7 protein-coding genes and 1 other RNA gene are annotated in these 7,344 nt (G+C 67.4%); 1 reads left to right on the forward strand and 7 read right to left on the reverse strand.

The annotated features are described in order from the left end of the window. Positions 1-159: 159 nt before the first annotated feature. The 5 genes from ssrA to ftsE form a co-directional block, all read right to left on the reverse strand. Positions 160-546: a transfer-messenger RNA gene (ssrA, locus tag ACFRMN_RS38430) on the reverse strand. Positions 547-694: 148 nt separating this feature from the next. Further along, the gene (smpB, locus tag ACFRMN_RS38435; RefSeq protein WP_383029116.1) at positions 695-1,174 is read right to left on the reverse strand and encodes an SsrA-binding protein SmpB; all 480 of its coding nucleotides are present in this window, start codon (positions 1,172-1,174) and stop codon (positions 695-697) included. A gap of 34 nt (positions 1,175-1,208) precedes the next feature. After that, complete coding sequence (locus tag ACFRMN_RS38440; RefSeq protein ID WP_383029118.1) at positions 1,209-2,396, reverse strand: S41 family peptidase; 1,188 nt, start codon at positions 2,394-2,396, stop codon at positions 1,209-1,211. Positions 2,397-2,463: 67 nt separating this feature from the next. Continuing rightward, complete coding sequence (gene ftsX, locus ACFRMN_RS38445) at positions 2,464-3,381, reverse strand: permease-like cell division protein FtsX (protein ID WP_351397525.1); 918 nt, start codon at positions 3,379-3,381, stop codon at positions 2,464-2,466. Between the two features lie 44 nt (positions 3,382-3,425). Continuing rightward, entirely contained in the window at positions 3,426-4,115 is a 690-nt protein-coding gene (ftsE, locus tag ACFRMN_RS38450; RefSeq protein ID WP_030355142.1) for a cell division ATP-binding protein FtsE, read from the reverse strand. A gap of 284 nt (positions 4,116-4,399) precedes the next feature. Here ftsE and ACFRMN_RS38455 point away from each other — a divergent pair, with 284 nt between their 5' ends. After that, positions 4,400-4,594: a hypothetical protein gene (locus ACFRMN_RS38455; protein WP_383029121.1), complete on the forward strand. Its 195-nt coding sequence runs from the start codon at positions 4,400-4,402 to the stop codon at positions 4,592-4,594. Between the two features lie 95 nt (positions 4,595-4,689). On the opposite strand, the gene ACFRMN_RS38460 is transcribed toward ACFRMN_RS38455, so the two are convergent. Continuing rightward, a complete protein-coding gene (locus tag ACFRMN_RS38460; RefSeq protein ID WP_383029124.1) occupies positions 4,690-5,544 on the reverse strand; it encodes a hypothetical protein in 855 nt (284 codons plus the stop codon). Between the two features lie 270 nt (positions 5,545-5,814). Next, positions 5,815-6,921 carry a peptide chain release factor 2 gene (prfB, locus tag ACFRMN_RS38465; protein ID WP_383029127.1) on the reverse strand — a complete coding sequence of 369 codons (1,107 nt, stop codon included), beginning with the start codon at positions 6,919-6,921 and terminating at the stop codon, positions 5,815-5,817. Positions 6,922-7,344: the final 423 nt, after the last annotated feature.

Consider the following 7,344-nt stretch of genomic DNA (forward strand, 5'->3'; position numbering starts at 1 on the left):
GCTTCTTACGCCCCCGGTTGACCGTCCGGTCCCGGATCTCGAAGTCCATCGCATCCCCTGAGCTGGGGTGTTGCGAGGACCACTAGAACTCAAGTGATGAGCAGCGGGGCCTTCGCCCACGGTATTCATGGAGACGATATTCAATTGTGCACATGGGAATTGTGGAGATGGCGGGAATCGAACCCGCGTCCAACGGTGCGGAACCAGGGCTTCTCCGAGCGCAGTCCGCTTCGCTTTTCTCAGCCCCGGAGATCACACGGACAAGTCTCCGACGGGCTCAGTCACTGTTTGGTTTCCCTCTGCTCCCCGCGACCGGGCTCAGAGGTTTAGTTCCCTAGCTGATGCCAGGATCCGGGTCGGGAACAGCCCCGGGCTGACACTCCGCGGAGTCTTCGCTAGCTGCTGATTAGGCAGCGAGGGCGAAGGCGGAGGAATCGCGCTTAGAAGTGGCGATTATTGTTTGCGACATATGGTTAACGAGATCATTGCCGCTTCCTCGGCTCGCTTCACCTGCTTCGACATCCGCTGTCGAAACCGATCATCCCCATGTTGTTTTTTCAATCGTGCTCATTTTTCGAGCGCGCACCCGCTGTGAGGTGCGGGACCCATCTTACGTGACCAACGCACGACGGTGCCAGCCTATTCCGCCCGGCCGGCCGAAGCGGCCCCGATCAGGGCCCGCCGGAGGACCCGATCAGGCCCGCTGACGCCGCTTCACCGCCGAGATCGCCCGGTCGGTCTCGCGCCGGTCCTGCTTCTCGCGGAGCGTCTGCCGCTTGTCGTACTCCTTCTTGCCCTTCGCCAGCGCGATCTCGACCTTCGCCCGGCCGTCCTTGAAGTACAGCGCGAGGGGCACGATCGTGTGACCCGTCTCCTGCGACTTCGAGTCCAGCTTGTCGATCTCGACCCGGTGCATCAGCAGCTTCCGCTTGCGCCGGGCCGAGTGGTTGGTCCAGGTCCCCTGCGTGTACTCGGGCACATGGACGTTGTGCAGCCACGCCTCACGCCCGTCGATCTGGACAAATCCGTCCACCAGGGAGGCCCGTCCCTGGCGCAGGGACTTCACCTCGGTACCCGTCAGCACGAGACCGCACTCATACGTGTCGATAATGAGGTAGTCGTGCCGCGCCTTCTTGTTCTGCGCGATCAGTTTGCGCCCAGTTTCCTTAGCCATAGTCCCGCCATTTTCTCACCCCGGCGCAACTTCTTTACTCCGCGCTCCCGAGGCCGCTCAGCACCGACCTCGCCCGCTCCTGGGCGCCCTCGCTCACCTGGAGGTCCGGGATGACACCCCGGCCGTCCACCCCATGGCCGGCCGGGGTGCGGTACGTACCGACGGTCAGCTCGGCGACGGAGCCGTCCGGAAGCGCGCTCGGCATCTGGACCGAGCCCTTGCCGAAGGTGCGCGAGCCGACGGTGACCGACCGGCCGCGGTCCTGGAGGGCGCCGGTGAGCAGTTCGGCGGCGCTCATCGTGCCGCCGTCCACCAGCACCACCACCGGGCGGCCGGTGTCGCCGCCGGGATCCGCGTACAGCGCGCGCTGCTCGCCCCGTATGTCGTACGTCGCGACCAGACCGCCATCGAGGAAGGCGGAGGCGGCGGTGACGGCCTCGGCGACCAGCCCGCCCGCGTTGCCCCGCAGGTCGAGCAGGACGCCGGTGCCCTTCGGCGCGGCCCGGACCGCGTCCCGTACCCGCTGGCCCGTCCCCTTGGTGAACGCGTCGACCTTGATCCGCAGCGCGCCGCCCTCGATCGTCCCGACCGTGACGGATTCGGTGGTGAGCCGGGCGCGGCGCAGGCTCTCCGTCCAGCGGCGGCCGTCCCGCTCCAGACCGAGCACGACCGGGGTGCCGACGACGGACGCGTCGTCGCTCTTCCGCTCGCCGCGCAGCAGCGCCATGACGTCCGTGACGGGCCGCTGCCTGATGCCGCGGCCGTCGATGTCCCTGATGATGTCGCCGGGCCCGATACCGGCCTTCTTCGCGGGGCCGTCGGGATGGACCCGGGTGACCTGGACCAGGCCGTCGGCGGTACGTCTCGCCCAGAGCCCGACGCCGGTGTACGAGCCGTCCAGGGCCCGCTGGAACTCCTCGTACTCACTCTTGTCGTACACCGAGCCCCAGCGGTCGCCGCTGCGGCTGACGACCTCCTCGGCCGCTTCCGTGCCGGACTTCCCGTTGGCCACGGCCTCGGCGGCGGCCCTGGCGACCTCGTCACGGTCGGCCGTCGACGCCACGGGCCGGGTGCGCACGCGGGGCGGGTCCTCCTCGCCGTACGGCAGGGTGCCCGTCGCCGCGGCGGTGGCGAGCACGCTCACGAAGAGCAATGTCAGGGCCGCCCCGCGGCGTACACCGCGGGACGTTCGGTGCAACTGGTGCAACTCGGAACCCGACATGAGGTTGAGTCTAGGACAACGCCGAACGGCAGAACGGTGCTTGTCGTCTCCGCGTCAGGGGCGCTTGTCACACCCGGAGGTACTTGCGCAGAGCGACGAAAGCGGCCACGGCGGGCATCAGCAGACCGATCGCGAGCACCAGCGGAAGCTTGGCCAGCACCGCGTCCCAGCCGATGAAGTTGACGAGTTCCATCTTGTCGGCGAGCGCGAGACCGTTGTCGATCAGGAAGTAGCGGCCCGCCAGCAGCATGGCGCAGGCGACCACACCGCCGATCAGTCCGGCGAACGCGGCCTCCATGATGAACGGCATCTGGATATAGAAACTGGAGGCGCCGACGAGTCTCATGATCCCGGTCTCCCGGCGCCGGCTGAACGCTGATACGCGAACGGTGTTCACGATCAGCATCAACGCGATGACCAGCATCAGCGCCATCACACAGAGCGCCGCGATATTCATGCCGTTCATCAGGTCGAAGAGGTTCTGCAGGATGTTCCGCTGGTCCTGGACGGACTCGACCCCGTCCCGGCCCGCGAAGGCCGTCGCCACCACCTTGTACTTCTCGGGGTCCTCCAGCTTCACGCGGAAGGACTCCGGCATCTGGTCCGGGGTGATCGTCGCGGCGAGCGGGGTGTCGCCGTAACGCTCCTTGTAGTGCTTGTACGCCTCGTCGGCCGTCTCGTGGTGGACCGTCTCGACGAGGTCCATCTTCTTCAGATCGGCCTCGATCTGCTGCCTCTGCTGACTGGTGACCGAGCCCTTGGCGCACTGGGGCGCGGTCGCCGCGTCGTTCTTGTTGCAGAGGAAGATGGAGACATTGACCTTGTCGTACCAGTAGTCCTTCATCACGCTGACCTGCTCGCGCATGAGCAGCGCGCCGCCGAACAGGGCGAGCGAGAGGGCTACGGAGACGATGACAGCGAAGGTCATCGTGAGGTTTCGGCGAAGACCGACGCCGATCTCCGACAGGACGAACTGGGCGCGCATGGCGTCCTTTCAGCTTTCGGTACTCGGTGCTCAGTGCTCAGTGCTCAGTGCTGGTAGCCGTAGACGCCGCGTGCCTGGTCGCGCACGAGACGGCCCTTCTCCAGCTCGATCACACGCTTGCGCATCTGGTCGACGATGTTCTGGTCGTGGGTCGCCATCACGACGGTGGTACCGGTGCGGTTGATGCGGTCCAGCAGCTTCATGATGCCCACGGAGGTCTGCGGGTCGAGGTTGCCGGTCGGTTCGTCCGCGATGAGCAGCATGGGACGGTTGACGAAGGCCCGCGCGATCGCGACGCGCTGCTGCTCACCACCGGAGAGCTCACCGGGCATCCGGTCCTCCTTGCCGCCGAGGCCGACGAGATCGAGGACCTGCGGTACGGACTTGCGGGTCTCGCCGCGGGACTTGCCGATGACCTCCTGCGCGAACGCGACGTTCTGCGCCACGGTCTTGTTCGGCAGCAGCCGGAAGTCCTGGAAGACGGTGCCCAGCTGGCGCCGCATCTGCGGCACCTTCCAGTTGGACAGCCGCGCGAGGTCCTTGCCGAGGACATGCACCATGCCGTGACTGGCGCGCTCCTCGCGCAGGAGCAGTCTCAGGAAGGTCGACTTTCCGGAACCGGACGAGCCGACGAGGAAAACGAACTCCCCCTTCTCGATCTCAAGGGAGACATCACGCAGAGCGGGGCTGTTCTGTTTCGGGTAGGTCTTGGAGACGTTGTCGAATCGGATCACGGGTGCACCACGGGTCGGCCGGGAGTAGGTGAGCGAGACCTTACGCGAACCGCGCCGCCGCGCGCAGTCCGCGTCCGTTGTCGGAACACCGCCCGAGGGCGGGCTTGGGGCGATTTATCACGGATGGCGCCGCACCGCCAGCGGTGAGGTCCACCAGGAATCCGGCCGACCGCGCCGAAACGGCCGGGAACTGGCAGAGTGGAGGGGGGAACGGACGTGTTTCCCGAAGCGTTGGGCGGAGAGACACTGGCTGCGGCTCCGCCGCGCGGTGAGGAGGAATGCGCATGACCTACGACAGACTGGTGTGCGCCAACTGCGCGGGACCCGTCAGCGAGGGCCGCTGCCGCGTGTGCCGCGCCAACAGGGAGCGACTTCAGCAGCGGGGCCCCCTGGGCGGTCTCAGCCCGGTGGCGCTGCTCACACTGCTGGTGGTGCTCGTGGCCGCGGCGGCACTGATGGCCGCGTATCAGCCCGCGTGACCTCGCGGACACCCTCGGGCTCACAATGAGGGCTCGGGCGCCTGACAGGCGCCCGAGCCCTCATCGTTTACGTGCCGTGGTACGTACTACCGCGGTCAGACGGCCGTACGGCCACCGCCGACCAGACGCGGCAGCATCCGGAAGCCGATACCGCCGGCGATCATGGTCGCGGCACCGATCAGCAGGAACGTGGTCTCGGCGGCGCCGGTCTCCGCCAGCTCCTCCTTGGGCGCACCCTGCTCGACCGGCTGCGAGCCGACACTGTCGGTGTCGGTGTTGTCGCCACCCGTGGTCGCGCCACCGGTGGACCCGCCGTCCGTGCCGCCGCCGGTGGTGGAGCCACCGTCCGTCGAGCCACCGTCGGTGGTGCCACCGTCGGTGGTACCGCCATCGGTCGTGCCACCGTCCGTGGTCCCACCATCGGTGGTCCCGCCGTCCGTCGTACCACCGTCGGTCGTCCCACCGTCGGTGGTGCCACCGTCCGTGGTCCCACCATCGGTGGTCCCGCCGTCGGTCGTGCCACCGTCCGTCGTACCACCGTCGGTCGTCCCACCATCAGTGGTGCCGCCATCGGTCGTCCCACCGTCCGTGGTCCCACCATCGGTGGTCCCGCCGTCGGTCGTGCCACCGTCCGTCGTACCACCGTCGGTCGTCCCACCATCAGTGGTGCCACCGTCGGTCGTGCCACCGTCCGTGGTCCCACCATCGGTGGTGCCACCCACAGTCGTGCCGACCGTCGCGCCGCCGTCGGTGGAGCCACCGTCGGTGGTGCCACCGTCCGTCGTGCCGCCCGTAGTTTCGTTGCCGATACCCAGACCGACATCGGCGATCGGAGTGGACACGCCAATACCGACGGCCTGAGCGGCGCCCGCGATGGTCAGTGAGGCACCCGCGGCGATCACCGCGCCGGCCGCCACACGTGCCACGCGGATCCGCGTCTTTTTGGTCATCTGCCTGCTACCCCCAGTAGCTCATTCGTCAGTGGTGCAGCGTCCGGGGCAGCGGCCGCTGGGGGTTCGCGTACTCCGCCCCCGGTCTCACGCGCCCCAGAATTACGCATGCCACGCGCCAGCGTCGCCGGTTTTCATATACGCGTCAAGGTCGTTGCGCGTGCGATGACCGATATCGCGTCAGTTGTCCGGCGTGCGGGGATGCAACTGTGACGTAAAAGGGAACTGCCGCCCTACGAACGGCAGTTCCCTTGTCGACAAAGCGCGAATTTACTTGTCCTGCTGCTTGCGCCAGCGAATTCCGGCTTCCAGGAATCCATCGATCTCGCCGTCGAGCACACCCTGCGGATTGCCGACCTCGAACTCCGTCCGCAGGTCCTTGACCATCTGGTAGGGGTGCAGAACATAGGAACGCATCTGGTTGCCCCAGGAGTTGCCGCCATCGCCCTTGAGCGCGTCCATCCTGGCCTGCTCCTCCTGGCGGCGGCGTTCGAGCAGCTTCGCCTGGAGGACGTTCATGGCGCTCGCCTTGTTCTGGATCTGGGAGCGCTCGTTCTGGCAGGAGACCACGATGCCGGTCGGGATATGCGTGATACGGACCGCGGAGTCAGTGGTATTGACGCCCTGTCCGCCGGGCCCCGAGGCGCGGTAGACATCCACGCGCAGCTCGGACTCGTCGATCTCCACGTGGTCGCTGGACTCCACGACCGGAAGCACCTCGACACCCGCGAACGAGGTCTGCCGGCGGCCCTGGTTGTCGAAGGGCGAGATTCGGACAAGACGGTGGGTGCCCTGCTCCACGGAGAGCGTGCCGTACGCGTAGGGCGCCTTGACGACGAAGATGGTCGACTTGATGCCGGCCTCCTCCGCGTACGACGTCTCGTAGACCTCGGTCGGATAGCCGTGCCGCTCGGCCCACCGCAGATACATGCGCTGAAGCTGCTCGGCGAAGTCGGCGGCGTCCACGCCACCGGCCTCGGCACGGATATTGACCAGCGCCTCGCGCTCGTCGTACTCGCCGGACAGGAGGGTACGGACCTCCATCTCGTCCAGCGCCTTCTTGACCGACAACAGCTCGGACTCGGCCTCGGCGCGGGTGTCCGCGTCGTCCTCGGCCTCGGCCAGCTCGAAGAGCACTTCCAGGTCGTCGATGCGCCCGCGCAGCGCCTCGGTCTTGCGGACCTCGGCCTGCAAGTGCGAAAGCTTGCTGGTGATCTTCTGCGCCGCATCGGGGTCGTCCCAGAGGGACGGGGCCGCGGCCTGCTCCTCAAGCAGGGCGATGTCTGCCCTCAGTTTGTCGAGGTCCAGGACGGCCTCGATCGACCCCATGGTCGAGGAGAGGGACTTCAGCTCTTCGGATACATCGACGACTGCCACGGCACCAGCGTAACCCCTAATTTTTGGGGGCTCGGTTCGCCTCCGGGGCGCCCTATGCCGACGTCGACGGTCGACCGTGCTCGATTCGCTCGTTCCTCACGAACCTCCGCGCGCTCTCCCTTTCGACGTCGACGCGCCCCTTCGGCTCACTCGCCGGCGGCCGTGCGCACCCCGAACGAATCAGCGCCCTCCCAGCCGACACCAGGGCGGAGGTTGGCGAGACCCACAGGGCCGCGCTCACCCCCAACCCCCAGCCAGGGCGGCGAATGGCCGGGACCACCGGCCCGCACCCACCCCCCCCAGCCAGGGCGCGAATGGCCGGGACCACCGACGGGAGGGGGTCGGGGTCGGAGGAGGTGCGTGTCCGGACGTAAAGCGTCGCAGCACGCGCGAAGCGCGGTGAGGAAAGCAGTCCGGACACGC

Source organism: Streptomyces sp. NPDC056835, from assembly GCF_042789485.1.
GTDB lineage: Bacteria > Actinomycetota > Actinomycetes > Streptomycetales > Streptomycetaceae > Streptomyces.

Bases quoted from the DNA above. Each gene is read 5' to 3' on its own strand.
- ftsX (WP_351397525.1), bottom strand. From the start codon at position 3,381: ATGCGCGCCCAGTTCGTCCTGTCGGAGATCGGCGTCGGTCTTCGCCGA.
- smpB (WP_383029116.1), bottom strand. From the start codon at position 1,174: ATGGCTAAGGAAACTGGGCGCAAACTGATCGCGCAGAACAAGAAGGCG.
- ACFRMN_RS38460 (WP_383029124.1), bottom strand. From the start codon at position 5,544: ATGACCAAAAAGACGCGGATCCGCGTGGCACGTGTGGCGGCCGGCGCG.
- ACFRMN_RS38440 (WP_383029118.1), bottom strand. From the start codon at position 2,396: ATGTCGGGTTCCGAGTTGCACCAGTTGCACCGAACGTCCCGCGGTGTA.
- ACFRMN_RS38455 (WP_383029121.1), top strand. From the start codon at position 4,400: ATGACCTACGACAGACTGGTGTGCGCCAACTGCGCGGGACCCGTCAGC.